The 25,924-nt window shown below is 41.0% G+C and carries 29 protein-coding genes; 13 read left to right on the top strand and 16 right to left on the bottom strand.

Annotation, left to right across the window (positions count from 1 at the left end; translation table 11 throughout):
- Position 1 precedes the first annotated feature (1 nt).
- The 5 genes from SD427_RS16105 (at position 2) to SD427_RS16085 (ending at position 3,587) form a co-directional block, all read left to right on the top strand.
- Entirely contained in the window at positions 2-340 is a 339-nt protein-coding gene (locus SD427_RS16105; protein WP_320558814.1) for a hypothetical protein, read from the top strand.
- Positions 341-349: 9 nt separating this feature from the next.
- A complete protein-coding gene (locus SD427_RS16100; RefSeq protein ID WP_320558813.1) occupies positions 350-895 on the top strand; it encodes a YceI family protein in 546 nt (181 codons plus the stop codon).
- On the top strand, positions 892-1,416 hold the full coding sequence (locus tag SD427_RS16095; protein ID WP_320558812.1) for an ankyrin repeat domain-containing protein: 525 nt from the start codon (positions 892-894) through the stop codon (positions 1,414-1,416). The genes SD427_RS16100 and SD427_RS16095 overlap by 4 nt, the downstream gene beginning before the upstream one ends.
- A gap of 3 nt (positions 1,417-1,419) precedes the next feature.
- Positions 1,420-2,163: a T9SS type A sorting domain-containing protein gene (locus SD427_RS16090; protein ID WP_320558811.1), complete on the top strand. Its 744-nt coding sequence runs from the start codon at positions 1,420-1,422 to the stop codon at positions 2,161-2,163.
- Between the two features lie 140 nt (positions 2,164-2,303).
- Entirely contained in the window at positions 2,304-3,587 is a 1,284-nt protein-coding gene (locus SD427_RS16085) for an alkaline phosphatase family protein (protein WP_320558810.1), read from the top strand.
- Between the two features lie 188 nt (positions 3,588-3,775).
- Here SD427_RS16085 and SD427_RS16080 read toward each other — a convergent pair whose 3' ends face one another.
- Entirely contained in the window at positions 3,776-4,831 is a 1,056-nt protein-coding gene (locus SD427_RS16080; RefSeq protein ID WP_320558809.1) for an NAD(P)-dependent alcohol dehydrogenase, read from the bottom strand.
- A 373-nt stretch (positions 4,832-5,204) separates the two neighbouring features.
- Here SD427_RS16080 and SD427_RS16075 point away from each other — a divergent pair, with 373 nt between their 5' ends.
- Entirely contained in the window at positions 5,205-6,530 is a 1,326-nt protein-coding gene (locus SD427_RS16075) for a carboxylesterase family protein (protein WP_320558808.1), read from the top strand.
- 85 nt (positions 6,531-6,615) lie between these two features.
- On the opposite strand, the gene SD427_RS16070 is transcribed toward SD427_RS16075, so the two are convergent.
- From SD427_RS16070 to lpxK, 5 genes are all read right to left on the bottom strand, one after another.
- The gene (locus SD427_RS16070; RefSeq protein WP_320558807.1) at positions 6,616-8,088 is read right to left on the bottom strand and encodes an alpha-amylase; all 1,473 of its coding nucleotides are present in this window, start codon (positions 8,086-8,088) and stop codon (positions 6,616-6,618) included.
- A gap of 45 nt (positions 8,089-8,133) precedes the next feature.
- On the bottom strand, positions 8,134-9,228 hold the full coding sequence (dinB, locus tag SD427_RS16065; RefSeq protein WP_320561054.1) for a DNA polymerase IV: 1,095 nt from the start codon (positions 9,226-9,228) through the stop codon (positions 8,134-8,136).
- 113 nt (positions 9,229-9,341) lie between these two features.
- Positions 9,342-9,857 (bottom strand): thioredoxin family protein, encoded by a 516-nt coding sequence (locus SD427_RS16060; protein WP_320558806.1) that lies wholly within the window; start codon positions 9,855-9,857, stop codon positions 9,342-9,344.
- 91 nt (positions 9,858-9,948) lie between these two features.
- Positions 9,949-10,773 (bottom strand): purine-nucleoside phosphorylase, encoded by an 825-nt coding sequence (locus SD427_RS16055; protein WP_320558805.1) that lies wholly within the window; start codon positions 10,771-10,773, stop codon positions 9,949-9,951.
- Positions 10,757-11,782 (bottom strand): tetraacyldisaccharide 4'-kinase, encoded by a 1,026-nt coding sequence (gene lpxK, locus SD427_RS16050; RefSeq protein ID WP_320558804.1) that lies wholly within the window; start codon positions 11,780-11,782, stop codon positions 10,757-10,759. Before lpxK ends, SD427_RS16055 begins: the two co-directional genes overlap by 17 nt.
- A 126-nt stretch (positions 11,783-11,908) precedes the next feature.
- Here lpxK and truA point away from each other — a divergent pair, with 126 nt between their 5' ends.
- The 3 genes from truA to SD427_RS16035 all read left to right on the top strand — a co-directional run bounded on the left by truA (position 11,909) and on the right by SD427_RS16035 (position 15,164).
- Positions 11,909-12,640, top strand: a complete 732-nt coding sequence (gene truA, locus SD427_RS16045) for a tRNA pseudouridine(38-40) synthase TruA (RefSeq protein ID WP_320561053.1) — start codon at positions 11,909-11,911, stop codon at positions 12,638-12,640.
- A gap of 244 nt (positions 12,641-12,884) precedes the next feature.
- Positions 12,885-14,642 carry an ABC transporter ATP-binding protein gene (locus SD427_RS16040; RefSeq protein WP_320558803.1) on the top strand — a complete coding sequence of 586 codons (1,758 nt, stop codon included), beginning with the start codon at positions 12,885-12,887 and terminating at the stop codon, positions 14,640-14,642.
- A gap of 309 nt (positions 14,643-14,951) precedes the next feature.
- Positions 14,952-15,164, top strand: a complete 213-nt coding sequence (locus SD427_RS16035; RefSeq protein ID WP_320558802.1) for a hypothetical protein — start codon at positions 14,952-14,954, stop codon at positions 15,162-15,164.
- A gap of 195 nt (positions 15,165-15,359) precedes the next feature.
- Here SD427_RS16035 and SD427_RS16030 read toward each other — a convergent pair whose 3' ends face one another.
- Entirely contained in the window at positions 15,360-16,109 is a 750-nt protein-coding gene (locus SD427_RS16030; protein ID WP_320558801.1) for a DUF3575 domain-containing protein, read from the bottom strand.
- Between the two features lie 184 nt (positions 16,110-16,293).
- Here SD427_RS16030 and SD427_RS16025 point away from each other — a divergent pair, with 184 nt between their 5' ends.
- On the top strand, positions 16,294-18,378 hold the full coding sequence (locus SD427_RS16025; RefSeq protein ID WP_320558800.1) for an outer membrane beta-barrel protein: 2,085 nt from the start codon (positions 16,294-16,296) through the stop codon (positions 18,376-18,378).
- Between the two features lie 87 nt (positions 18,379-18,465).
- Here the strand turns inward: SD427_RS16025 and SD427_RS16020 are convergent, their stop codons facing one another.
- Together SD427_RS16020 and SD427_RS16015 are read right to left on the bottom strand one after the other, a co-directional pair.
- The gene (locus tag SD427_RS16020) at positions 18,466-19,473 is read right to left on the bottom strand and encodes a T9SS type A sorting domain-containing protein (protein WP_320558799.1); all 1,008 of its coding nucleotides are present in this window, start codon (positions 19,471-19,473) and stop codon (positions 18,466-18,468) included.
- Between the two features lie 123 nt (positions 19,474-19,596).
- Positions 19,597-20,043: a carboxymuconolactone decarboxylase family protein gene (locus SD427_RS16015; protein ID WP_320558798.1), complete on the bottom strand. Its 447-nt coding sequence runs from the start codon at positions 20,041-20,043 to the stop codon at positions 19,597-19,599.
- Positions 20,044-20,164: 121 nt separating this feature from the next.
- On the opposite strand from SD427_RS16015, the gene SD427_RS16010 reads away from it, so the two are divergent.
- Positions 20,165-20,596 (top strand): Lrp/AsnC family transcriptional regulator, encoded by a 432-nt coding sequence (locus SD427_RS16010; protein WP_320561052.1) that lies wholly within the window; start codon positions 20,165-20,167, stop codon positions 20,594-20,596.
- Between the two features lie 35 nt (positions 20,597-20,631).
- Here the strand turns inward: SD427_RS16010 and SD427_RS16005 are convergent, their stop codons facing one another.
- From SD427_RS16005 to SD427_RS15990, 4 genes are all read right to left on the bottom strand, one after another.
- Positions 20,632-21,231 (bottom strand): DUF6624 domain-containing protein, encoded by a 600-nt coding sequence (locus tag SD427_RS16005; protein WP_320558797.1) that lies wholly within the window; start codon positions 21,229-21,231, stop codon positions 20,632-20,634.
- Between the two features lie 85 nt (positions 21,232-21,316).
- Positions 21,317-21,922: an SMI1/KNR4 family protein gene (locus tag SD427_RS16000; protein WP_320558796.1), complete on the bottom strand. Its 606-nt coding sequence runs from the start codon at positions 21,920-21,922 to the stop codon at positions 21,317-21,319.
- Positions 21,923-21,962: 40 nt separating this feature from the next.
- Positions 21,963-22,553 carry a hypothetical protein gene (locus SD427_RS15995; protein WP_320558795.1) on the bottom strand — a complete coding sequence of 197 codons (591 nt, stop codon included), beginning with the start codon at positions 22,551-22,553 and terminating at the stop codon, positions 21,963-21,965.
- Positions 22,554-23,196: 643 nt separating this feature from the next.
- Positions 23,197-23,421: a SymE family type I addiction module toxin gene (locus tag SD427_RS15990; protein WP_320558794.1), complete on the bottom strand. Its 225-nt coding sequence runs from the start codon at positions 23,419-23,421 to the stop codon at positions 23,197-23,199.
- A 144-nt stretch (positions 23,422-23,565) separates the two neighbouring features.
- On the opposite strand from SD427_RS15990, the gene SD427_RS15985 reads away from it, so the two are divergent.
- Positions 23,566-23,775, top strand: coding sequence for a helix-turn-helix transcriptional regulator (locus SD427_RS15985; protein WP_320558793.1), 210 nt, complete (start codon positions 23,566-23,568; stop codon positions 23,773-23,775).
- A gap of 30 nt (positions 23,776-23,805) precedes the next feature.
- Positions 23,806-24,024, top strand: a complete 219-nt coding sequence (locus SD427_RS15980; RefSeq protein WP_320558792.1) for a helix-turn-helix transcriptional regulator — start codon at positions 23,806-23,808, stop codon at positions 24,022-24,024.
- Positions 24,025-24,158: 134 nt separating this feature from the next.
- Here SD427_RS15980 and SD427_RS15975 read toward each other — a convergent pair whose 3' ends face one another.
- The 3 genes from SD427_RS15975 to SD427_RS15965 all read right to left on the bottom strand — a co-directional run bounded on the left by SD427_RS15975 (position 24,159) and on the right by SD427_RS15965 (position 25,878).
- The gene (locus tag SD427_RS15975) at positions 24,159-24,770 is read right to left on the bottom strand and encodes a hypothetical protein (RefSeq protein ID WP_320558791.1); all 612 of its coding nucleotides are present in this window, start codon (positions 24,768-24,770) and stop codon (positions 24,159-24,161) included.
- A 122-nt stretch (positions 24,771-24,892) separates the two neighbouring features.
- On the bottom strand, positions 24,893-25,252 hold the full coding sequence (locus tag SD427_RS15970; RefSeq protein WP_320558790.1) for a hypothetical protein: 360 nt from the start codon (positions 25,250-25,252) through the stop codon (positions 24,893-24,895).
- A 215-nt stretch (positions 25,253-25,467) separates the two neighbouring features.
- A complete protein-coding gene (locus SD427_RS15965) occupies positions 25,468-25,878 on the bottom strand; it encodes a helix-turn-helix transcriptional regulator (protein ID WP_320558789.1) in 411 nt (136 codons plus the stop codon).
- Positions 25,879-25,924: the final 46 nt, after the last annotated feature.

Raw genomic sequence — 25,924 nt, 5'->3', positions numbered from 1 at the left:
TATGAAAAAATATATGTATATCATTTCATCAGCTGTTTCATTAATCGCTTGTGAAAGCAGGACCTATGAAGAAATTTCAGACAATACGCCTGTCACGGAGCAGGTAACCTATAACAAAGACGTCAGGCCGATTATGGATGCCAACTGTACGATGTGCCATTCTCCGGGACCTCAGGCACTGACGAATTATAGTCAGGTAAAAAACAATATCGACAATATCATAGACCGGATCAACAGGCCGAACGGAGATCCTGTAAAAATGCCTCAGGGCGGAAGCCTGTCTCCGGCACAGATTAACATCATTACCAAATGGAAAGCCGACGGGCTTACCGAAAACTAAAAAGATAATATGAAAAAGTTAATATTACTCGCCGTTCCGTTGCTGTTCACCCATTTTGTTTCTGCACAGAAATATATGGCTAAAACGGGAAAAGTATCATTTGAGGCCTCTGTACCTTTATTTGAAGATGTTTTTGCACAGGATGACAACAATATTGCCGTGATCAACGCAGACAACTGGGACTTTGCTTCAGTATCTGTAGTAAAAAACTTCCATTTCAAGACAAAGCTGATGGAAGAGCATTTCAATGAAAGCTATGCCGAAACAGGGAAATACCCGAAAACCACGTTTAAAGGTAAAATTGTAAATTTTGATAAATCCAGGATTTCCGCCAACCCGCAGAAGTACACCGTTCAGGGGACCCTGAATTTTCACGGTGTTGAAAAAGCATATACTTCAACAGCTACGATCTCTGCAAAAGACGGAAAAATTTATATGGCCGGAGGATTTGTGGTAAAGCCTGCAGACCATAAAGTGACAATCCCTAAGATGGTGACTAAAAAAGTTGCTGAAAGTGTGAATATACAATACAATTATATCCTGGTAAAACAATGAAAAAGCTGATTCTAATTATTTCTGTTTTATGGGTGTATGCAGCAATGGCCCAGGAAAATACAAAATCTATTTTTAATGTTGCCCGTACCGGAACCGTGGCTGAAGTGGAGGAACTGATGAAACAGGATCCTGATATCATCAATCAGACCAATGAAAACGGTTTTTCGCCGCTTATTCTGGCATGTTACAAAGGCAATACAGAAGTAGCTGAATTTTTAATGGACCATGTAAAAAATGTCAATTACAAAAGCCAGGAAGGAACTGCATTGGCCGGGCTTTCGGTAAAATACAATAAAACCCTTGCAGAACATCTGTTAAGAAAGAATGCAGATCCCAATATTGCCGATGCTGCAGGAACTACCCCTTTATTTTGGGCTGTAAAATTCGGCAATAAAGAACTCACGGAATTATTGCTGAAGCATAAAGCCGATAAATCCATAAAGGATTCACAGGGCATGACGCCTTTTGAATATGCCCTTCAGTCTAAAAATACGGAAATTATCAATCTCTTAAAAAATTAAAATATGAAAAAACTTTTACTTACATTATCAATGGCTGCGGCTTCTTTAGTCGGGGCCCAGTTTTCATCAGGAACAGTAAACCTGTCCGCCGCTGCTATGACGGTAAAATTAGATACCAATGCAACCACAGCCACCATTACCTTAACCGGCGACAGTAATTCCATGCTGGGGATAGGTTTCGGGAATGTAGGCATGGCTTCAGGATCAGACGGATTTATTTATAATTCCTCTGCCAACAGGGATTATACATTTAACGGATTCGGTAATCCAAATGCTGATGCAGCCCAGAATTGGACACAGATATCAAATACTGTTTCAGGAAGCACAAGAACTGTAGTAGCTACACGGACACTTGCCGGCGGAGCAGAGGATTTTGCACTATCCAATGCAGCAGGGAACATCAGTATTTTTTATGCAAGAACTCCGGGGAGCCAGGCATTAGGATATCATTCCGGGAACAGGGGATATGCAATCCTTACCATGGGAGCTGTTCTTGCAACCGGTGAAGTTGCTGTACAGAAAAATAAAATAATCGTTTACCCAAATCCTGCCAAAGAAACCGTTACTTTCCGGAATGCGGATAAAGTAAAATCTGTTGATATTTATGAATCTACAGGAAGAAAAGTAAAAACAATAAGTATGGATGGAAAAGAGATCAATGTATCTGACCTGAAATCCGGAAATTATTATCTGGAAATTACGTTGAAAGACGGGTCTGCTTCTTTTGAACAGCTGATTAAGGAATAAAAAAGACATAAAACAAATGAGGGCCGCTGAAAAGCGGCTTTTTTATTAATGATATTCTTAAGCTTACTTTTAATGATTTTTTAACCCGTGAAATTTTTCCCTCCAGGATCCAGCCGGTACCTTTGCATAAATTTTAAATAATGAAGCAGGGATTGCAATTCTTACTGTTGATTTTTTCATTGACAGCTTTAGCACAAAAAGGAAACGTGGACACTGCCCAGGTGGTTATTCCCAACCGATACAACAGCATCGAAGCGCAGGCAAAACCGTATGTCATTATGATTTCTGTGGATGGGTTCCGGTATGATTATGCTGAAAAATACCATGCTGAAAATCTCTTGAATTTCTCCGGTGAAGGCATCTGTGCGAAAGCCATGCTTCCCGGCTATCCGAGTATTACATTCCCGAACCACTGGACACTGATCACCGGGCTTTATCCCTCGCATCACGGATTGATTGATAATTTCTTTTACGATTACAAAAGAAAAGAAGGGTATGCGATGAGCAACAGGGAAAATGCGGAAGACGGCAGCTGGTACGGAGGAATTCCGCTTTGGGGACTTGCTGCAAAACAGGGGATGGTTTCTGCATCCTTAATGTGGGTAGGTTCTGCCAGCAATGCAGGAGGTTCAAGGCCTGCTTATTATTATCCTTACCATGAAAAATTTACACCTTCTGAAAAAGTAGATAAAGTGGTCAGTTGGCTGAAGCTGCCTGAAGATAAAAGGCCTCATTTTATTTCACTGTATTTTCCTGAAGTTGACGGAAGCGGGCACCATTTCGGACCGGACACAAAAGAAACAGAAGATGCCGTTCACCTTGTGGATAAAGCCATAGGGGATCTGGCTCACAAGGTGAATGATTTAGGACTGAAAAATGTGAACTTTATTTTTGTTTCAGATCACGGAATGATAAAGGTGGACGGCGGGAGCCCGCTGGAAATCCCTGCTTTGCTGTTTGATAAAAACAGGTTTGATTTATATAATTCACAGACATTATTGAGGGTTTATGTTAAGAATCCTGATGAGGTTAAACGCGTTTATAAAGAATTAAAAGCGGGTAAAACAGATGGTTATGAAGTGTATTTAGATAAAAAGTTGCCAAGGTACCTTCATTTCAGTACGAAAGATGACCGATACAGCAGAATCGGACAGATTTTATTGATACCCAATGCTCCGAAAATATTTTTAGAGAAAGGGAGGAAAACTTCTGCGGGGAAACATGGGTATAATCCAGTGCTTGTTCCTGAAATGAAAGCATCTTTTATGGCCTGGGGCCCTGCATTTAAAAATAAGCTGGTTATTGACGAGTTTTCTAATGTTCATGTGTATCCTCTGGTCGCTGAAATTTTAGGTTTACCGATCAATCATCCCATTGACGGAAAATTAAAAGTGTTGAAAAAAACACTGAAAGCAAAAAACTGAATTGAAATTAGTTTTGATCAAAAAGTCTCGGCGCACTAAACAAAAGTGCGCCGAGACTTTATCATATAGAAAAAACAAAATGATCTGGGGGGCAGAAAAATCATAATATAATACCCTTGTATTTCCCGTACAATTAGAATAAAAAAACACTCTTCGTTTTGAAGAGTGTTTTTTTATAAGAAACTTATTTATAAAGACTTCATATCAACCACAAAGCGGTATTTCACATCGCTTTTAAGCATTCTTTCATAGGCATTATTAATGTCCTCCATTTTAATTACCTCAATATCAGAAACAATATTGTGTTCTCCGCAGAAATCAAGCATTTCCTGTGTTTCAGCAATCCCGCCAATCAGCGAACCTGCCACAGAACGGCGTTGGAAAATCATGGGTACGGTACTCGGCTTGGCTTCTTCAAACTGGCCTACAAATCCTACCAGAACCAAGGTTCCGTCTAAAGCTACAGTCTGCATATAAGGATTGATATCATGCTCGTAAGGAACGGTATCAATAATAAGATCAAATTTCCCCTGCACGCCGTTCATTTGAGAATCATCAGTAGAAATAATTACATGGTCTGCTCCCAGTTTTTTGGCATCTTCGGCTTTTCCCGGTGTTCTGGAAAACAAAGTCACTTCGGCACCCAGTCCTTTGGCGAGTTTAATGGCCATGTGTCCCAAACCGCCTAATCCTACTACGGCAACTTTTGAATCCGGACCAACATTCCAATGTCTTAACGGTGACCATGTCGTGATTCCTGCACACAGAAGAGGCGCAACGGCAGCAAGATCAAGGTTTTCAGGAACACTCAGTACAAAATGCTCATCAACCACTACTTTCTGTGAATAACCTCCGAATGTCTGTCCGCCCAGATGTTTATCCTTTCCATTATACGTGCCTGTAAATCCATTCTGGCAGTACTGTTCCAGATCCTGTTTGCAGCTGTCGCACTGTCCGCAGGAATCTACCATACAGCCTACTGCAGCCAGGTCCCCGATTTTAAATTTGGAAACTTCGCTTCCTACACTGGTAATCCGGCCTACGATTTCATGTCCCGGAACCACAGGATACATAGATCCGCCCCAGTCATTTCTTGCTGTATGCAAATCTGAATGGCAGACCCCGCAGTACAGGATTTCAATCTCTACGTCTTTAGGGGTCACCTCTCTTCTCTCAATGGTCATGGCTTCCAAATCTGCAGTTTTGGATTCTGTTCCGTAAGCTTTTACTGTAATTGTGCTCATTTTTTTTATTTAATTTTAATTGATATTTCTTTAATTACAAAAATCGATAGTTTAGTAATAGCAATACTTATACAAATTACGGAAAGATGTACCAATTTTACCGATATTTATAAACTTGATCCGGGAAAAGAGTAATTTTGAGCTACAGTAGAAGTATAGAAAGGTACTAAAAATTATGATCAGCAGGATTTCGTATGATCTGGGATTTAAATATCCGCAGCATTTATAAAGCTGTTTAAAAGCAATGCCTGCGTGTCCCTGAGTGGATATAAAACGTTAAATTAAAATCTTATCATTAAAATATCCGTGTATTCATTGTGCCGAAAATCAAAAATTATTAAATTTAATTGATAAATGAATTTGATTTCCCGGCATGACCATAAAACAGAATAGTACAGTCCATACCTTCCGGACACCTTTCGGAAAAATTCCGGCATTAAGAGAAAACGGTATTATCAAAGCCAAAAGCATCCGCTATGCATGTTCGGAAAGATTTAGAAAGCCGGTTCCTTTGAAGTTTTTCGAGTCAGGAGGAATTACGGATAAAATACCCGTATGCCCGCAGCATATCAGTCCGCTTCTGGAAAGGCTGATCCAGAAAACTGAGATAGAGCATTTTGTACCTGATGAGTCTACCCAATTTCTTACCGTAACCCGTCCTGAACATTTCAATGAACATGAAGCACTGCCTGTCATTGTCTGGATCCATGGAGGTTCATATGAAATCGGATGCGGAGATCTCCCGACTTCCGATCCTTCGGTCTGGGTAAAAGAACAGAATATTATCGTGGTTTCAGTTTCTTACCGGCTGGGAATGTTTGGGTTTTTAGGTGGTGATGAAGCCAGGCCGGCCAACCTCGGGCTGTTCGATATCATGGAAGCTTTACGGTGGATCCGGAAAAACATCCGGAGTTTCGGAGGCAATCCTGGAAATATTACGCTTTTCGGACAGTCTTCCGGCGGTGATGCCATTGCCCATCTGATGATTTCCGAAGGTATTGACGGCCTGTTCCGCCGTGCGATCATTCACAGTGCACCATTGGGATTCAGGCTTAAAAGGCAAAAAATGTCTCACGAGTTTTTCCTGAAGACACAGAGCCTGAAAAATGAGCCGGATCCTTTAAAAATAGTGGAAGGTTATGTAAATTTTTTACCGTCTTTCAGGAAATACGGACTGAAAACATCAATGCCTTTTTGTACCCAATACGGCCATGCTCCACTGTGCAGCGAAGAAGAGAGCCTGGAAAAGTGGAAAGAAAATGCAGGTAAATACGATGTCCTGATGGGCTCGAACCATGATGAAACTGCATTCTATGTAAAAACAGCAAAAGAGGGAATTTATACCTATCTGAATAATAAAATCCTCAACAGTATTGTGCGCTCCACCACAAAATCAATTTATGAAAAACCGGCTCGGATTTTTTCGGAAAATTATGCAAAAGGAGGAGGCAATATCTACCTTTTTAATATTCATTCAATGAAAAATAACAATATCGGAGCTTCGCACTGCATAGACCTGCCCTTGATTTTTGCCAATGAACATGCGTGGAAAGATTCGGAACTCTTAAAATATATTCCCAGGGAATATATTTTTGAAAACGGTAAAAAGCTCCGCTCGCTGTGGGCAGAATTTGCAAGGACAGGAAAAATTTCAGATCAGTCTGAAAGGCCGGAAATTCTTGATCTCCGAAAGGTTTAGTTTAAAGTTTCGGGTTAAATAAAATAAGTTTGCCACTCCGGAATCAAATACAGAGTGACAAACTATAAATATAATTTTGTAGTAATTATTCAGCAATCCAGACACTTACATTTCCTGCCGGAACAGGGAAGGTTCCCCATCCGTTTTCATCAATCGTCACTTTATCCTCAGTTCTTCCCAGCATATCGTAGAATACTTTTCCGATGTATTTTTCACCCATTTCCATAGGTTTTTCATAAGCATCTTTGTTACTCAGGACTACAGCGCATCCGGAATGTTCTTCATCTCCGTCACGAACCCATCCAAGACAGTTGGCATCCTCGAAAAAGTCTCTCTGCTCACCATATGCATGGTATTTACGGGCTTTCAGCAATTCTTCGATTCCGTCCACTTTATCCAAGAATATTTCTTGGTCGTTGCCTTCCTTGTCTTTGTCCACATAATGGGCGCCGTACAGATCAGGGTAGAATACACACGGGTAACCGTCCTGCCTAAGCAGGATCATGGCATAGCCCAGTGGCTTGAACCATGTTTCAACAGGGGCTTCAAGATCCTGCAGGGGCTGCGTATCATGATTGTCTACCAGTGTTACCGAGTGCAGCGGATCTTCTTTTGTAAGGGTTTCATCGAAAATCCTTCTCAGATCATATGAGTTTCCTTCAATGGATGCATTATGGAAATTATGATGCAGGGAACTGTCAAACAGGCTCATACAGCCTTCGGTAAAGGCAATGTATTTCTGAAGCAGCGGTAAACGTCCCGGTGCCCAGTATTCTCCTACAGCAAAAATATTTTTACCGGTATTGGAGCGCAGCATGGTCAGCCATTCTTTATAAAAGTCATAAGAAATATGTTTCACGGCATCAAGCCTTACGCCGTCAAAATCCGTCTGGTCAAAATACCATTTCCCCCAGTGGTTGAGCTCTTCGCGGACGTGGGGATTTCTGTGTTCAATATCATTGAACATCAGGTAATCGTAATTCCCTTTTTCATCATCAATCATCTCTTCCCAGCTGTCGCCGTATTCAGATTTGATTTTATAAATATTTGAGTCCATGCCTTCTGCATAGTCTACACCGCTGAAACAGGTAAAAGTCCACTCAAAATCAGAATATTTTTTATTCCTGCCCGGAAAATTAAACTTTGTATACGATTGAATGTCGAACTCATCAGAGATAATTTTTTCCCTGTCCTCTTCATCTACTTTTACGACTTTGAACGTTTCCAGTTCATCACCGCCGCCTTTATGGTTAAGGACAATGTCCACAATTAACTTGATATTGCGTTCCTTAAGCGCTTTAATGGCACTGAGGTAATCTTCCTTCGTACCGTATTTTGTGGCTACAGTATCTTTCTGGTCAAATTCCCCAAGGTCAAACAGGTCATAAGTATCATATCCTACAGAATGTTTACCGCCGGCAGCCTTGTAGGCGGGCGGAAACCATACCGATGTAATTCCGAGTTCTTCTAAGTGACCGGCTTCTTTTTCAGCCTGTTTCCACAGTATTCCGCCTTCTTCTATATACCAGTGGAAATACTGAATCATCGTTTCATTCATAAATTGTAAAATTGGTTTCCGCAGTATAGAGAAAAAATCAGACCATCAATCCTCAAACTCGGAAAATGGGATTTTTAACTGTACGGAAACCAGTTTTTTTTCTTCTGTATTAAGATGAGATAGGGACAAGCCCAGCAGGCGTACAGGCTTGTCAAAAGGGCGGAGTTCCCAAAGTTTTTTACCGGTATTGAAATAGTGTTCAGGAGACGAGAAATATGTTTCCCGTGTAATGCTCCGGGTGAAAAGTGAAAAGTCTTTGTATTTGATTTTTAATGTTAACGATCTTCCCTGAATATTGTTTTTCTGCAGGCGCGTATGAAGCTCCTCACTTAAGCTCTGCAGCTTTTCGTTGATCTGCTGCTCATCAAAAAGATCTTCAAGGAAGGTGCGTTCTACCGCTACGCTTTTCTGGATGCGGTGCGGCTTTACTTCGGAAGTATGGATGCCGCGGACCACATTGTAATAATACGCTCCTGATTTCCCGAATATTCTTGTAAGGTCTTCCGCCGATCTTTTCTTCAGGTCTTTGCCTTTATAGATGCCCAGGCTGAACATTTTATTGGCGGTAACTTTCCCCACGCCGTAAAATTTTTCAACAGGCAGCTCTTCAAGAAAGCCCTCCAGTTTATCAGGATGAATGGTTTTCTGCCCGTTGGGCTTATTGATGTCGGATGCTACTTTGGCTAAAAATTTATTGACGGAAATCCCTGCCGAAGCTGTTAACCCGGTCTGTTCAAAGATCTTACGGCGGATTTCCCGCGCAATTTCGTTGGCAGATGCTATTCCCTTTTTATTTTCTGTAACGTCAAGATACGCTTCGTCTAGAGAAAGGGGCTCCACCAGATCAGTATATTCATAAAATATTTCACGGATCTGCCTGGAAATTTCTTTATACCGCGGAAAGCGGGGGGATACGAAAATCAGTTCAGGGCATTTTTGTTTTGCGGTTTTGCTAGGCATGGCGGAACGGACCCCGAATTTCCGGGCTTCATAACTGGCTGCGGCTACCACGCCACGGTGCTGCCCGCCCACGGCAATAGCCTTTCCCTTTAAGGAAGGATCGTCATGCTGCTCTACGGAAGCATAGAATGCATCCATATCAACATGAATAATTTTGCGTACCGGAAAAGAAGAATCCATACCGCAAAGATATGGATTCATTATTTTTTATCAGGTAGTGGGAAGCGTGATTTAGATTTTAGGCATCAGTTTTAATTGAGCTTTGCTCCTACATTAAGATACTTTTGAATAAATTATTTCAAGAGCCGGTCAATCGCAGCCTGAATCTCCGGGTCTTTCGGGGAAATAGCGTAATATTTGGCAATGGCAGATTTCTGATCGATCACCATGTATCTCGGGATCCAGTTAAGGTCAACATAGTTATTGAAGTCATTTTTCCAGCCTTCGACAAACCAGTAATTTTCTTTATCCTTCATTTCAAAACGCTCCAGGCTTTTATCAAAACCTTCTTTTGAGCGGTCCAGGGAAAGGAAAATAAAATCAACATTCTTGTTGTGTTCTTCCAGTTCTTTAGCTTTTGGCAGTGCTTTAAGACAGTCTCTACACCATCCGGCCCAGAAGTCAATAACGAGCACCTTTCCTTTATGCTGCTCCAGAATCTCCCGGATGGATATGCTTTTTCCTTCTTCATCTTCCAGTTTCTGGTTCAGGGCTTCCTTAGAAAAACCGGTCTTCAGAACTTCTGGGGTCTGCTGCGAACAGCCAAGACCGAAAATCCCCATCATTAAGAGCAACAGTAACTTTTTCATTTTTCAGTTTCATTTATGCAAATCTAAGCAATGGAACACAATTGAAGACTGATTTCCGGTGAATTCGTGAAATTGATAGTATTGAAGATTTCTATGGAAGAATCTGATATGCTTTTACCAGGCCTTTCACCAGGCTGATTACATCCGGCATGGCTTTATTGGCAGCATTCAGCACTTCTTCATGGGAAACGGAGAACGCGATGTCCGGGCCGCCCAGGTCGGTAATCACTGAAATACAGAAAACATCCATTGCCATGTGCCTGGCTGCGATTACTTCAGGAACCGTACTCATCCCGACCATATCGCCACCAATGGCCTTGATCATCCCGTATTCTGCAGGGGTTTCAAAAGTCGGGCCCTGTAAGGCTACGTAAATACCCTGGTGGATCCTGATATTGTTTTCGGCAGCCACCTGTTCGGCTGCGGAAATCATCCTCCTGCTGTAAGGTTCGCTCATATCCACGAAACGCGGACCTAAAGCATCAATATTCTTTCCCCGGAGCGGATGTTCAGGCATCATATTGATGTGGTCTTTTACAATTGCAATATCGGCAATACGGTAATCCGGGTTTACTCCGCCTGAAGCATTGGAGAGAATCAGGTTTTTAATGCCCAGCAAATGAAAAACCCTGATCGGGAAAACAACGGTCTCCATGGAATGGCCCTCATAATAGTGAAAGCGGCCGCTCATCATCAGGACTTTTTTATCTTCCAGCATCCCATAGATCAGTTTCCCGCTGTGGCCGGCAACGGTAGTTTGCGGGAAATTAGGAATAACACTGTATTCCAGGGTATGGATGGCTTCCACCTCATCCTGAAGTTTGCCGAGCCCTGAACCTAAAACGACGGCAAAATCAGGCGTATCCTTAATGATGCTTCCGATAAAGCCGGCGGTCTCTTTAATTTTTTCTAACATAATCCAGGATAATTTGGTTAAACTCTTCTTTTTTGTCGATGATTACATTGATCGGCCAATAATAGACAAGATCCCTGAGGGAGTCGAAACTTTTCAGACGGACATAGTCTTTTTCGGTGGTTAAGATTAATTTATAGGCTCCTAACTTTTTGTATTCTGCAATAATTTCCTTGATATCGGTATCAGAAAAATTATGGTGGTCCCTGAATTTTAAATGCTTTACCCTTTGTGAGAATCTGGCAAGATGGGCCAGCAGAGGTTTCGGGTTGGCAATTCCAGTAATCAGAAGGATCTCATAATAATTCAGATTGTTATCAGGAAGCATCTTCTCTCTTCCATACACATTTTCGTCATAACCGATGGAGGAGAAGAAGACCTTTTGGCTGCGGCCCGGACGGATTCTCGAAATATAATACTGTTTGGTTTCTTCTGTCAGTTCATCAGGGCATTTGCTTACCATGATGATATCTGCCCGCTGTACGCCGGCCCGGGATTCCCTGAGGTCACCGGCAGGCAGGAGGTGATCTTTGAAATAAGGATCATTGAAATCCGTCATCATGATATTGAATCCGGGACTGATAGCTCTGTGCTGCATGGCATCATCCAGCACCAGTACATCCAGGTCCATATCTTCAATCACTTTTTTTGCTCCCGGAACCCTTTCTTCAGACACGGCGATGACAAAACGGTTTTTGAAACGCTCAAAGAGCTGCATGGCTTCATCGCCTACGGTCTTGTAGTTGCTTTCATAGTTGGTAACTGCGTAGCCCTTTGTCAGTCTCCCGTATCCTCGGGAAAGCACAGCTGTTCTGTAGTATTTGGCTAAAAACTGGGCAAGGTACATCACCATCGGCGATTTTCCGCTGCCGCCCACGGAAAGATTCCCCACACAGATGATCGGGGTCCTGAATGATGTTGATTTAAAAATCCTCAGGTCATACAGGGTATTCCGGATACCCGTTACCATGTGATAACCCAAAGAAAAAGGATAGAGATACCATCTTTTCATACCTTACAAAAATAAGAATTTTCGCATGGATTTGAACCGTTATAGTAGCTGATTTTGTATAATTATTTAAAAAAGTATATGCATGATGAGGATTAATTGGATATTTTTGTGCCTTATTATACAGCATTGAGATATTGTATTGAATTTTCCTACAACGGTAAAAATTACTTCGGCTACCAGGTACAGCCGGACGCAGTTTCCGTGCAGGAAGAACTGGAGAAAGCACTTTCCACGATTCTGAGGGAAGAAATTAAGACCACAGGCGCAGGAAGAACAGACACCGGTGTGCATGCAAAAAAGATGTTTGCCCATTTTGATACCGGAACAGCATTGGATGAAACCCTTTCCCGGAAGCTGAACAGCTTTCTTCCGCCTGATATTTCAGTGAAGAGGATCTTTAAGGTAAAAGATGATTTCCATGCCCGTTTCGATGCAACCTACAGGACCTATGAATATTATATTTCACTGGATAAAAACCCTTTTACCCGGGAATCTGCATGGCAGCACTGGAAAAGGAATCTTGATCTGGATAAAATGAATGAAGCCTGTAAAATTTTATTTGAATATGAAGATTTTACAAGCTTTGCCAAGCTGAAAACCGATAACAAAACCAATATCTGCAAAATTTACAAAGCAGAATGGGAACAACACGGAAGCGAATTGAAATTCACGATATCAGCCAACCGTTTTTTACGCAACATGGTAAGGGCTGTTGTCGGGACTATGGTTGAGGTCGGCCTGGGAAAAATAAAACCTGAAGATTTACGCAGCGTCATTGAAGATAAGCACCGAAATTCGGCAGGGACTTCCGCACCGGCACACGGGCTGTTCCTGGTGGATGTGGGTTACGAGTTCTGATCATTCTTATTAGTTCGGTAAAAATGCAATTAAAAATCAGTTAAATAGTTTAGAAGCAATGCAGAAGATGCATAAGCTTAACTGTCGGAAAATAATTTATGTTATGCTCTGAAACCATCTATGCTGTAAATAACAGCGATCTGTATTTTTCTATAAGGAATTAACCCGGTTGTAAAGGCTGGCAATTTATAAAGTCTTATTTTTGCAGAGCATTTTATTTTAATTCTTTTTTCCAATTCATATAATGAAACAACAAGATACCTGGGGAATTGTAAAAAGGCTGTTCTTTATCGGAATGAAGTTCCGGTCCTGGTTCATCCTTACGCTGATTATCTCCATTATACTGGCCATGGTTTCCACCTACAGGCCGTACCTTACCATGGAAGTAGTAGATAATGATATCACCAAGCTACAGGATAAGGCACTGATGATGAAACACATCTACATCCTGGTAGGGCTGGTGTTTGCCGAGACGGTTCTGAACTTCTTTCTGGTTTATTTTTCCAATTATATTTCACAGAATGTAATCCGGGATATCAGGCAGCGCCTTTACAACAAGCTGATCTATTTTAAAACTTCATTCTTCGATAAGACTCCGATCGGGCAGCTGGTGACCCGGGCTGTCGGAGATGTGGAAACCATTGCTACCGTATATACCGACGGCTTCCTGATGGTGTTCGGGGATGTGCTGAGGATTGCTTTTGTACTGGTGATGATGTTCAATACGAATGTGCACTTAAGCTATATTACACTGGCTATTTTACCTTTAATGGTTCTGATCACGAGATTTTTCCAGAAAAGGCTCAAAAAAGCTTTCGGGGATGAAAGGAACTGGACATCCAACCAGAACTCATTTGTTCAGGAAAGACTGGCAGGAATGCCGATCATCCAGGTATTCAACAGGCAGGCATCTGAATTCAGAAAGTTTGATGATATCAATATTACCTTAAAAGATGCATTGCTGAGAACGGTTTTCATCTTTTCGCTGTTCTTTCCGGTTGTAGAACTGATCTCTTCGCTGTTTATCGGATTTATCCTTTTTTATGGCGGTTACATTACCATCAGTGCAGGGGTGGTGATTGCATTTATCCAGTATATTTCAATGCTGATCCGTCCGTTAAGGCAGATTGCGGACCGTTTCAATAATATCCAGAGGGGTATTGTGGGAGCGGAGCGGGTACTGGGACTGATGGATGAAGAAAATTCAATGCCGAATACCGGTACGGTTCAGAAAGACCATTTTGACGGGAAGATAGAATTTAAAAAGGTACATTTTGCCTATGATGACAAGCAGGAAGTGCTGAAGGGTATTGATTTCAAAGTGAATCCGGGAGAAACGGTTGCCATTGTAGGGGCTACCGGAGCCGGGAAATCAACGATCATAAGCCTGATTACCAGATTGTATGATATCAATTCCGGGAATATCCTGATTGACGGTGTAGACCTGAAAGACTATGAATTGTATTGCCTCAGAAGCCATATCGGAGTAGTGCTGCAGGATGTATTCCTCTTTCACGGAAGCATTTTTGAAAACCTGACATTCGGGGATAAAAGCATTACTTTAGAGCACATCAAAGCCGGGGCAAAGGAAATTGAAGTGGATGAATTTATCGAAAGCCTTCCCGGAGGGTATGATTATGTGGTAAGCGAAAGAGGTTCTTCCATTTCTCTCGGGCAGAGGCAGTTGCTTTCTTTCCTGAGGGCATATTTATCTGATCCTAAAATTTTAATCCTGGATGAGGCTACATCTTCCATTGACCATGAAAGTGAGAAGCTGATCCAGCGCGCCACAGAAAAAATTACCCAAAACCGGACGTCGATTATCATTGCCCACCGCCTTTCCACCATTGAAAAAGCAGATAAGATTATCGTTATGGAGCACGGTAAAATTGTGGAAGAAGGAAAGCATCTTGAGCTTTTGGATAAAAACGGCTATTACGCAACGCTTTATAAAGCCCAGCTGAGGCATGAAGTGGAACTGGACGCTGAAGAAAGAAAATAAGTCTTTATTCAACAATATACAAAAGCAGCCTGGAAAATTTTCGGGCTGCTTTTGTATATTAATTATCGATTTAGGGCAATTTACCATCTCATGAAAATGTTCTATGTGGAATCATACGATCTTCTAATATTAACAAACCTTAATATTAAAGGCCGGGTAGTGTAATATTTGTGGATAATGTTAACTCAATGTTAACGGAATATTATATTTATATGAATAAATTCACTACCTTTATGGTAAAATTATACAATATCAACAGCATTTGGTAAGATGTTTGATGTTAATATTAATTAAAATCCAAAAATATAGATGAAGAATATACAAGATGAATTTCAGGTTTTTAAAGACGAACTCAGAAAATTGAATATTGAAGTACAGGAAGTAGTAAAAGTAGGGAATGGGAGTATGGATTTCCATGAAGTATTTTACAAGTCGCCAAGGTACGAAGATGTGAAGAGCGTATATGTTCAGCGGCATAATCTGGACAATATCATTGCAAAATTTAAGCAAGCCTATCATTAAAAATAGAACGCGCGGCTCAGATTTCTGAGCCGCGCGTTTTTATGGTCTGCTAATCCGTACCTTATTCAATAAGCTTATTTTTTGTTTTGAAATAATGATAAGAAACAAGATATTCCTGCTTCGGATAAAGACAAATAGATTTTATGTATTGCCTGTTGCACTGTAAAAAATGTACAGGACTTCCAGATAATCTTTTTAAAATCGATACCCTAAAGACAACCCGCTTCTGAAGCCGATCCACGGGCCGTCAATCATCACCCTTGCTCCGCTGGCATTGGTTTCTACCGTATAATTGACATATGGAACATCCAGGTCTTCTATTTCACGTTTCAGCTGCGCCTGCATATCAGGAGTGAGCACCACATCGCTGGTCATGGTGAAATCGCCTTTTCCGGCTCCGTAATGAGCTCCTGCAATCCACAGGTCAAGGACCAGATTCCTGCTGCTGGTCAGGAAGAACTGTACCCCAACCATTACTCCGCCGCTGTTTCCGTTGGTTGTTCCGTTGCCTTTCAAAGGGATCTGGAAAGTAGCTCCGCTGAGCGTATAATCATAATAAAAATCAAACGTATTGGATGTTATTTTGGAATACCGGTAATAAGGAGCGATATAGAAACCTTTTCCATACCCTGCACCAAGGTAAAAACGGGGTTCAATAGTGAAATTGAAGGATTTTATCTCAAGGTTCTGAAATCTCCGCTCATCTTCATCGTTCAGAAAAGAATTAATGAAGGGAACTTTTCCTTCCGGCATGGCACCGAACCCCATGTTCAGGGAAAACCATTCGGTAAAGGCCCTTTCATAAGAAAGGTTGATATTCCTGAATGCATAAGCGGTTACATTCGTCTTGATGATGTTCATTTTTTCCGATGGCGGATCTGCTGTTTCCTGTGCATTAAAGGCTGAAAAAATAAAACACGGAATGAGGATAAAGTATTTTTTCATAAGGTCAGTATTTTTAGTCTTGTGTATTTTAGCAGAAGCAAAAAATGGGCAAATACACGCTGAGGTGAAAAAATAAATTCCCGTTTACAGATCTTTGGCAGATAAACCGGAATTTTTAATTGAAGAGTAATGTAATGAACAAGGCTCATTGCCTGTCATTATTAATAGGATTCAATTTACAAAAATGAAAAAAATACTATGTTCCGTCCTCCTTGTATATGGAGTTCTTGTGTTATCACAGGAAAATGCAAAGAATGATACCGTTGAAAAAACCGGTATGGCAGAAATTCAGGAAGTTATTTTAAAAGCACGGCATAAAAAACAGTTTGCAGATAAAGCAGTGTATACGTTTGATGAAAAAGCCCTGGAAAAAGCCCGTTTTGCAAAAGATCTGCTGCAGACCCTGCCGGAACTGCAGATTGATCCGATAAACAATACTTTGAAAAGCACAAAAGGCGGAACCACATTGTTCTTAATCAACGGGATTGAAGCCACGGATATGCAGATGCGGAGCGTTACCCCTTCTGAAGTGGTAAAGGTGGAGTATTATGACATTCCTCCCGCAAGGTGGGCAACCAGAGCGGATGTTGTCGTGAACCTGATCACACGTTCTGTGGAAACGGGCTATGTTTTCGGCACCGATGTAAGCACTGCCCTCAGTACAGGTTTTGTAAACGGGACGGCATATGCCGGTTTAACCAAAGGGAAAAATAATTTCGGACTGGAATACTCAATTAACCTAAGGGATTATGACAACCGTAAAGTGAACAGCATCTATGATTACCTGCTGGATGGCAGCCATTACCGTACGGATGAGAACAAGACAGACCATTTTGGGTACACTTCCCAGAATATAGCATTGCGGTATACAAGGATGGTTCCGGATCAATATGCTTTTCAGGCGAAATTGGATATGGCTATCCTTACAAGTTTTAACAAAGGAACCGGACAGAGTATTTTTACAAAAGATGACCTGACGGAGGAACATGCCATGCTGAAAAACGGATCCTCCGATTATGCGACACCGACTCTGGATTTGTATTTCTCCAAAAATACAAGTGAAAAAGACGAGTTCAGCATCAATATCGTCGGATCAAGCTTTAAAACCAATACGGCAGAGCTGGCAAAAGAATGGGTAGTTTCGTCCGGAGCCCCGGTTTTTGATAATGACATGAACCTTGAAACGATGCAGACCGGTATTGTAGGTGAACTGGCTCACACGCATACTTTTCAAGCCGGGAAACTGGCATCGGGGTACAGGGTTTCAAATACCAGTATTTCCAATGACCTTCAGAACCTGGCCGGCTTTTCAGCATACAGCGTAAATTATCTGGAACAGTATTTTTACACTGAATTTTCAGGCAAGCTCAGGAAATTCAGCTACAGGATCGGGGCTGGCCTCACGAACATCCACAACAAAAGCGCAGAAAATACTTTTGACCAGTGGTCTTTTACGCCCAAGGTAATCCTGGGTTATCAGCTGAAGGACAATCAGAGTCTCCGCCTGACAAGCAGTTACCGGCCGGTAAGCCCGTGGAGTGCCGCTTTAAGCAGCAATATTGTACAGATGGCTCCGAATATTGTGCAGAGAGGCAATCCGTTTTTAAAGTCCCAGCAGATATTTGCCAATAATTTCATTTATTCACTCAACAATAAATATTTTGATTTTAATGCCAATGTGTTTTACAGGTATACGGACCGCACCATCAATCAGTATTATGTTTCGGATGAAAATTTCGGGTATGCCCTGACATATGAAAATGCCAGAAATTCACAGCAGCTCGGGGTGCAGCTGTCGGGTTCCTATAAACCTTTCGGGAGCAGCCTTTTGGTAGCCAAGCTTTATTTGGCACCGGCCACGGAAACCATCAGGACGAGCAGCGGTGCTTTGATTAAGAATAATTATCTGGCCAATAATTTTGTCCTGTCTTCGGAATATAAATCTTTCAGCCTGCAGTATCAGCTCAATATTCCGGTATATACCCTGAACGGCGCTTTTTTGACCACCAATGAAAACCAGAACCATGTTTTTGCCAGCTATAAAAAGAAAGAATGGACCCTGACAGCCGGGATGTACTGGATCGGGATGCCTTCAGAATATAAGACCAAAAGCCTGCCGGAAAGCCTGGTAGATTACAGCCGTGTAAACCGGATCATGAATAACAGATCCATGTTTATTTTAGGCTTCAGCTATGATTTTTCAAAAGGCAAAAATACCGATCTTCAGAAGAAATTGAATAACTCAACCGCACCGACCGCAACGTTTTAGATTTCATTCCGTTAAATGAAAAATCCGCTCAGAAAAATTTCCGGGCGGATTTTATAATTATATTTATATTGATTAAAAATCTGAATTCTATTTTTTGATAAATTTAGAAGTCTGTGTTTTGGAGTTGTTTTTTCCTGAAACTTCAATGAAATAAGAAGAAGGAGGAAGGTCTGATACCTGTACTTTTCCTGATTTCACATCGGAAGTCTTGATTAATTTCCCATCCAGGCTGTAGATCTTTGCCGTTGAATAACCGTCGGCATCTCCTGTGAAACTGACGAAATCCTGAGCCGGGTTCGGATATAGTTTTAATCCCTGCTTTTTAGCGGCAAGTTCCCCTGTTGAAAGCAGGGCGGCACTTAATGCCTGTGCTCCCTCTGTAGACTGGTTATTAATGCCTGCAAAAGGAACATTAACTACCGTCTGTATCGTGGTCAGCAACGGAAATTTGTAGGTACTGCTGTAGTACGAGTAGGATGTATTGGTAATGGTGCCTATCGGAAAAATGAAATTCGTGTCATTCGGTAAGTGAAGGTTGAAATTCTGAACGGATTTTACCCGCAGCACATTGGTAAAAGTGGATGATCCCAGAATAAGGGTTCCTGAAGCATTAGGATTGATGGTGATGGTCCCCTTGCAAAGCCCGCTTGCCGCAGTTGATGAAAATGTTCCCTGTGCCTGGTCTGTTTCCGTAGCAGTGGTGTATTGGGTAGGGTAGCTGATAAAAGTCCCGTTGTTTACAGATAAATTCAGCGTGGCATCAGATGTTACCAGGCCGGTGATTTCCAGTTTGGAGGCCGTCTGTTTGTAATATACCGTATTTCCGCTGCCGGTCATCTTCAGGGTAGAACCCGGGAAGGTGGAGACTTCGCTTGCCGTAGGCGTGGAATATACAGTTGAAGATGCTCCTCCGAATGTCAGGGAACCGTTCTGAAAAGTAGCGTTCTGTCCGGTAGCAGAATTATCCGGAGTTCCTGTTACGCCCAGATAACTTACGCTTTCTCCGGGCACGGGGTCATTAAAAGCTTTCGTAAGGATGGTCTGAGCCGATAGAATACCTGCAGAAGCAAGCAGAATGAGTAAAGAATGTTTCATATTTTTTTTCCAAAGATAAGCAAAAAAGGAGCTGTGGTATTCAGGTATTCTACGGATTTTTCAGCTGTAAAGCAATGATTCAAAATATGATGAATTGTTTTGTTTGAGATTTCCTTTGTACAATTAGGTTTTAAGCCTGATGGCTGCATTGGGCTGATCATTTTCGGAACGATTAAAAATTTTTACTAATTTCTGGGAAGCATTCACAAAGGCAATAAAAACGCAGAGTCCGAAAATTTCATGATCGGTAAAATATTCTCGGAGCATATCAAAGTGGGCCGGCAGGATCGACTTATGATCTTTACAGAAAAGTTCGGCAAATGCCACGGCTACGGAAATTTTTACCTGTGACGCATTAAAATCGGGCTTGCCGGCTTTTACCATACAATATTCGCAGCCGTTTTCGAAAGCCATGGCCCTGCGGATCTGCTCTAGCATATCTTTGTCTGAAGTTGTGCCTGCCCATAGTATTTCTTCCAAAATATTCCATTGGTTCAGAAGGGCAGTATTGTGCCCGATCAGTTTTTCAAAAGGAGTGGCTCCGTTTTCGGAAAAAGAAATTGTTGTCATTTCTGTTGTTTTACTGATACAAAATTCATCAATATTTCATCAGGTAAAAAACGGATTTAAAGGTTAAAATCATAAATTTTCCTTGAATTAGTGGTGTTTTAAATTTTTTTCAGTGAAAATAATGTTGGATGATTTTGATTACCGGATTTTACAGATCCTGACCGAGAATTCCCGGTTGAGTTATGCGGAAATAGGGCGTATAATTTCCCTGTCCCAGTCGGCCACCAAAGGGAGGGTGCAAAATCTTCTGGAAAGTGGAACCATTAAGCAGTTTACAGTTGAGGTCGATCATGAGAAACTGGGCTATCCGCTGAAAGTAGTTATCAGTCTGAAGTTTAAAAATGATGAGTTCCGAAGGTTTATCAATGATGTGAATAAGTTTCCTGAAATCCTCAGCTGTAAAAGGGTAACGGGAGAATTCTGCCTGATTACGGAATGTATACTGAAAGACAGCCGCCACCTGGAGCAGCTTATTGACCGGTTGATTGCCTATGGTATTCCAACCACAGCGATCCAGCTTTCTGAAATTGAAACGAAACCTTTTCTTACGTAATATTTACAGATAGGATATTAAAGAATAGAGGCATTTCATGAGATCCATCCTGCCGATTTTTTCCAGGCTTCCATTTCTTTGTTTCTTTCCTCCAGATCTGCCGGAGGATGCCGGTTTTCTTTTTGTGCATGGTTTCTGATGATGATGGTCTGGTCTTCCAGCAAGTTAAGTCCGAGATCAGTTCGCCGCTCATTAACTTTGTGTATATCATCATACGGATTCGGGCTTAACTGTCCGTTTTCATCCCAGTCGAATTGGGTTCCGTAAAGCTGTGGCCTGCCTTCAAAAACCGCAATCCTGTCGGCCAGATATGCCATACTGATTTTTTCGGCATTGGTTTTGGGAATTGAATTTTCCAGCAGCTTCAGGCATTTCCTCATAAAATCCGGCATGCTGATGGAATGCTGTATGACCAGCCAGGCCGCTTCAGAAGCTTTATTACCTACTTTTTCAGCGGTAGGGTAGCCGATATGATCTATGATTTTATCCAGTATTTCCGCATTTTTTGTATGCCGCTTTTTCATCTCTTCATTATATCCCGCTCCCAACATGCCGGTTTTGATAAGCCGGTCTCTAAGTTCGAGATCAGCATTTTTAAGATAGATAATTTTTTCGGCAATACTTTTAAAATCCATTCTGTGTCTGTGTTTGCATCCTGTGATAAAGCAATCCTGTTTCAGATTTTCAGATTCTGATTATTCTGCCAGGTATGCTTTAAATTTATTCCAGCAGATCTTCATTGATAAAGTCATACTTTTTATCGATCAGCATTTTCAGGTAGTCTTCAAAGCTGTCTGCAATCACGCTGAATTCATCCGGATCATGCAGAAACCGTACAACCTGGCCTTTGGTGCCTTTCTCTGACGGACTGAAATCAATAAACAGCTGCGAGGTTCCGCCGTTGTTCATGCAGTCTGAAAAGTGGAGCCACTTCAGGTCTTTTGCCGTATCGGTGATTTTTTTGTCGATCTCCACTTCCTCATATTCCCGCTCGATATAATCCGAATAATATTTGACGGCCACATCATGGTTTTCAATCATTTCCCCTGAAGACAGGAGATAGTAAGGATATTCCTCCATATCGGAACCGAGAAAATAAAAAGCCATCTTTTCGCCTTCGTATTCACGCCAGTAGGTTCCGTCCACATATTTGAGAAGATCAAGTAAGGCATCAGGAACCTCCGGATAGATTTCCCTGAGTTTCTGAATATTTTCTCCGGTAAGGCCGTGCTTTATTTTTTCAAAATGTTCCCAGATCTCTTTTCCCTGATTTTCAAAGTAAGCTTTTTTCAGTCCGGTTATATACTGTTCTGCTGTCGGGTTCATATTTTATTTTTAAAATTAAGGATTTCCGGATATACCAAGCCTACATTTCCTTCTCAAAACGGAAACCCTGTGCCTGCAGATATTCGTCCAGTTCCACTTCAAACGGAAGGTAATAGCCATTCTCCAGGTCATAGACCGCGCTGCTTGAATCCGAAGCTTCCAGGAATCCCAGGATTTTTGACCGGGTTTCTTCTTTCGCTTTTTTCCAGCACTGCCTCAGGAATTCATGTTCCAGCCCGGATTGGTTTTCCCAGTAACCGGTGGTATCCAGCCTGTTGTCTGCATTGAGGTGCCCTTCATAATAAACATCATTTTCATCCAGAACTTTCCTGCAGAGATCCTGAAGGTCTGCAAGACTGTAATCCCCGAAACCATGCTCTTTCAGGTGCAGTTCTGCGATATGAACCGTTTTATCGGGGGCATAATATTCATAATTCGGCATGGCGAAAAGGAAGCTCAAAGGGCTGGCGGCGTAATAATACAACCCGATCACTTCCACTTTCCTGTCATCTTCCCTGAACGTACCGGTTGAATTCAAAACCTTAACCAGGAAATCAGTGACTGTTTTTTCTCTGGGAAAAAGAATGGTTTCCTGAAATGCTTCGTCTATTTTCGCTTCTAAATTCTTCATGCGTTGTTTTTTTGTAGGGTAAAAATAATGAAAACGGTTCTGTTTTGTAGTGTTTCACCACAATTAAATATGTGATGGCCGGTTTTTCCTGAAAAATAAAAAGCCGCTCTACCAACGCAGAGCGGCGGTAGATTATATTTGCTGATCCCGGACTAAATTAAAAAAATAAGGTTTCTGATATCTACAGTTGTACCCGGAGGGTTTGGAAGTTACCAACAGGCATGTTTATGACCAAACGCAGTTGCAGGAAGTTACAAACAGGTGTGTTTATGATTAAACGCAATTGCAGGAGATTACAAACAGGTATGTTTATGATTAAATGCAGTTGCAGGAAGTTACAAACAGATGTGTTTGTAATTAAATGCAATTGCAGGAAGTCTTGCGCAGGTTGTTTGAGACCACCGGAGAGCTCCGGAAGTTACAAACAATACTGTTTGTAATCAAATGACTCCTCCGGAAGTTCCCTGCAGGTTGTTTAAGACCACCGGAGGGCTCCGGAAGTTAGAAACAACGCTGTTTGTAATCAAATGACTCCTCCGGAAGTTCCCCGCAGGTTGTTTGAGACCACCAGAGGGCTCCGGAAGTTAAAAACAACCCTGTTTGTCATGAAATGATTAATAAATCCAGATGCCGATAAAATCAGTTACTCTTTTTTCTGATGATCAAGAGTAATGGTTATTTTATTTTTTCTCTGCTGCACTTTAATGGTCTGTCCGTGCTCAAAGCCGATATCCTTCAGCCATTTGCCGCATAACCTTATTTCAGGAAGTATGTCAGGACGCCAGGAATTAACACGATCAGCGTATTTTCCATACACTTTCAAATGCCGGTCTTTCTTATGTCGAAATTTTTTTTCTTGCTCCATCATGATAATTTATTGATGTAAAAGTATAATTAATACTAATATTGTGCAAATAAAAACGCATTAAATTATAATTATTAATAGTTTTGGGATGATTTTCAGGTATTTAGAATTTTACGATATTTGCGGCAGAAGTAATAATTAACCACTGTGTCGAAAATCAATTTAAATAGAATAAAATCTGTCTTAGCCGAAAAAAATAAAACCAGTAAGGATTTAGCTAGTCATTTAGGGAAGACCGAATCAACTATTTCGCGTTGGTGTACCAATGAAGTTCAGCCTTCTGTTGAAACGCTTTATGAAATATCTAAATTTCTGAAAGTGGATATTCGGGAATTATTGGTGTCAACAAGTAATTGATAGGCCGACTAATCAGAAGTTATTTTATTCATGACTAAAGATCAGTTAAAGATAAAACTAGGGAAACGTATTGTCATGCTGCGTGAGCAAAAGGGCTGGAGCCAGTCTGATCTTGCCCGTGCATGTAATAAAGACCGTCAGGCTATTGAAAAACTGGAAAACGAAAAAGTGAATCCTACACTTTATACCTTGCTTGAACTGGCTAATGCTTTGGAAGTTTCTTTGCCGGAGCTGGTGAATTTTTCTTGATATGTTATTTCTCACGGATTGCAAATCCGCGAGATTGAGTTGGTGGATCTGAAGTGATGGGTTACATTTAATTTTAAGATGAGCACGAGCCTGGAAGCTCGCGCCAGCAGAGGGAATCCTTCCTCAAAAACTAATCATAAGATTAATTTTTTTCGAAATAACAGCAATTCATTTTTAGACAGTAATTTATAGTCAAAATCAATTTCTTTCCAAATCTTGATTAATTTTTCCTGTGCAAAACTATCATCTGAGACAACAACAATATGTTTTTCAAATTTCCATTGCGGTTTGCCAATTAAATCAAATTCCTTATCTATTCTTCTGGCGCCTGTAAGAATTGACAGAAAATCTACGTCTTCAGAATTTACATATTTCCTGCGAAGAATATTTGCTTTGATTTTTTCGATAAGTGAATGGATATAGTCCGGATTTTCTTCGCCGTTTTCAAACAGGCTCATCAGATAGTCATGTTCACGCATACGTTCTTTTCCTTCTTCAGTTTCGAACAGCTGGCAGATTTCTTCACTAAACCATTCCCTGGAACCCATTACCCTATACTCTTTTGTCTTCTTATCATAAACTACAGAGCCGGAACCAATAATATGTCCTCTTTCGTCATCGGGATCATATTCTTTGTGCGTCCAAAAATAGATCACCATATCTTCGGTGTCAAAATATCTGGAGATTTTAAAATCGGGACTTATTTCTTTTTCGATGATTTGCTGGGCATAATCTACATCGATCATAGGGATATATTTTAAATTAAGCTTTGAATAATAAAAACAATTATACTGAAAAGTTAATTGATTACAGATAAATATTTTCTTTTAGCAAGGCGTTTACGTTTATAGAATACATCCTGCATTTTTTAGGTAATAAAAGTATTTATCATTTTCTTCATAATCCATTTTCCGTCTTTCTCTTTTACCAGCAGGTAACCGAAGCCGATTCCGAAAGAAGAATCCAAGAACATCGATTCTATATACACGGTACGGTCGTTGAGATAAAGGGGATCTGAAAATCGGTAAATCCTATTCCGCTGTTTCGCTTCTTTTTTGCCGGCTAGCCTGATGTTTGAATTGATGGTTTTGTCCAGCAGGATGGAATCAAAAATGTACCGTTTCTGTTTTAAAAGATGTAAAGAATCCGATCTTCTCTCTTCCGGCCGGCTGTGATTTAAATCAAGAATACTGACAATATTTTTGCTGGAAAATGAAGGTGCTTCCACGTATTCTCCTGAAATTTATTTTACCGATGGAACATATACCGTTAATGGTTGAAGTTGGGGGTTTATTACATATTGATGATGACCTGATCCCCTGCGGGAAGATTCATCTTTCAGGACTGCATGCAGAATGTAGTTGAGTTCAGTGTTTTCCGCTTTTTTACTTTTGGAACAGTTGAACAGAAGAAGACCTGAAAGTACCGCCAGGAAAATACGGATCATGGTTTCTGCAAGTATTGCTCCAGTTTTGCCACCATGTCGTCTTTTTCCTTCAGCATTCTTTCATACAGGGTAATTTTTTCTTCGTGTAATTTTAGTACCTGCTCAATAGGATTAAAAATAGGATTATCATTTTTCTGATAGCCAATACCATGATCTCCAAAAGTATTTGCAATTACATTTACAGCCTCTTCCTCATCAAAATTCTGAAATGCTTCCACTGGAATTTTCAATACCTCAGAAATTTTTTTCAACAAAGGATCTGCTATCATTTCCTTCTGCTCCAAAATCGAAATCTTCTTCTGGTTCCAGTCTTCTCCCAGATCGAAAGCCAAAGCATCCTGCTTAATGCCCAGCATTTCCCGGAAACGCTTGATGTTCCTGCCCTGATGTATTTTTTTGTCTTGCATATTTGTGTGTTTTAACAAAAACAAATATAGGTAAAAGTTGAAGGAT

The organism is Chryseobacterium sp. JJR-5R (genome assembly GCF_034047335.1).
Classification (GTDB): domain Bacteria; phylum Bacteroidota; class Bacteroidia; order Flavobacteriales; family Weeksellaceae; genus Chryseobacterium.
This window is presented reverse-complemented; position numbering and strand designations above follow the sequence as displayed.

Bases quoted from the DNA above. Each gene is read 5' to 3' on its own strand.
- SD427_RS16035 (WP_320558802.1), top strand. From the start codon at position 14,952: ATGAAGAATATACAAGATGAATTTCAGGTTTTTAAAGACGAACTCAGA.
- SD427_RS16005 (WP_320558797.1), bottom strand. From the start codon at position 21,231: ATGGATTTTAAAAGTATTGCCGAAAAAATTATCTATCTTAAAAATGCT.
- SD427_RS16095 (WP_320558812.1), top strand. From the start codon at position 892: ATGAAAAAGCTGATTCTAATTATTTCTGTTTTATGGGTGTATGCAGCA.
- SD427_RS16010 (WP_320561052.1), top strand. From the start codon at position 20,165: ATGTTGGATGATTTTGATTACCGGATTTTACAGATCCTGACCGAGAAT.
- lpxK (WP_320558804.1), bottom strand. From the start codon at position 11,782: ATGAAAAGATGGTATCTCTATCCTTTTTCTTTGGGTTATCACATGGTA.
- SD427_RS15975 (WP_320558791.1), bottom strand. From the start codon at position 24,770: ATGATCGATGTAGATTATGCCCAGCAAATCATCGAAAAAGAAATAAGT.
- SD427_RS16105 (WP_320558814.1), top strand. From the start codon at position 2: ATGAAAAAATATATGTATATCATTTCATCAGCTGTTTCATTAATCGCT.
- SD427_RS16085 (WP_320558810.1), top strand. From the start codon at position 2,304: ATGAAGCAGGGATTGCAATTCTTACTGTTGATTTTTTCATTGACAGCT.
- SD427_RS15980 (WP_320558792.1), top strand. From the start codon at position 23,806: ATGACTAAAGATCAGTTAAAGATAAAACTAGGGAAACGTATTGTCATG.
- SD427_RS16000 (WP_320558796.1), bottom strand. From the start codon at position 21,922: ATGAACCCGACAGCAGAACAGTATATAACCGGACTGAAAAAAGCTTAC.
- SD427_RS16055 (WP_320558805.1), bottom strand. From the start codon at position 10,773: ATGTTAGAAAAAATTAAAGAGACCGCCGGCTTTATCGGAAGCATCATT.
- SD427_RS16030 (WP_320558801.1), bottom strand. From the start codon at position 16,109: ATGAAAAAATACTTTATCCTCATTCCGTGTTTTATTTTTTCAGCCTTT.
- SD427_RS16080 (WP_320558809.1), bottom strand. From the start codon at position 4,831: ATGAGCACAATTACAGTAAAAGCTTACGGAACAGAATCCAAAACTGCA.
- SD427_RS16040 (WP_320558803.1), top strand. From the start codon at position 12,885: ATGAAACAACAAGATACCTGGGGAATTGTAAAAAGGCTGTTCTTTATC.
- SD427_RS16025 (WP_320558800.1), top strand. From the start codon at position 16,294: ATGAAAAAAATACTATGTTCCGTCCTCCTTGTATATGGAGTTCTTGTG.
- SD427_RS16075 (WP_320558808.1), top strand. From the start codon at position 5,205: ATGACCATAAAACAGAATAGTACAGTCCATACCTTCCGGACACCTTTC.
- SD427_RS16015 (WP_320558798.1), bottom strand. From the start codon at position 20,043: ATGACAACAATTTCTTTTTCCGAAAACGGAGCCACTCCTTTTGAAAAA.
- dinB (WP_320561054.1), bottom strand. From the start codon at position 9,228: ATGGATTCTTCTTTTCCGGTACGCAAAATTATTCATGTTGATATGGAT.
- SD427_RS16090 (WP_320558811.1), top strand. From the start codon at position 1,420: ATGAAAAAACTTTTACTTACATTATCAATGGCTGCGGCTTCTTTAGTC.
- SD427_RS15995 (WP_320558795.1), bottom strand. From the start codon at position 22,553: ATGAAGAATTTAGAAGCGAAAATAGACGAAGCATTTCAGGAAACCATT.
- SD427_RS15990 (WP_320558794.1), bottom strand. From the start codon at position 23,421: ATGATGGAGCAAGAAAAAAAATTTCGACATAAGAAAGACCGGCATTTG.
- SD427_RS16070 (WP_320558807.1), bottom strand. From the start codon at position 8,088: ATGAATGAAACGATGATTCAGTATTTCCACTGGTATATAGAAGAAGGC.
- SD427_RS15965 (WP_320558789.1), bottom strand. From the start codon at position 25,878: ATGCAAGACAAAAAAATACATCAGGGCAGGAACATCAAGCGTTTCCGG.
- SD427_RS16100 (WP_320558813.1), top strand. From the start codon at position 350: ATGAAAAAGTTAATATTACTCGCCGTTCCGTTGCTGTTCACCCATTTT.
- SD427_RS16060 (WP_320558806.1), bottom strand. From the start codon at position 9,857: ATGAAAAAGTTACTGTTGCTCTTAATGATGGGGATTTTCGGTCTTGGC.
- SD427_RS16020 (WP_320558799.1), bottom strand. From the start codon at position 19,473: ATGAAACATTCTTTACTCATTCTGCTTGCTTCTGCAGGTATTCTATCG.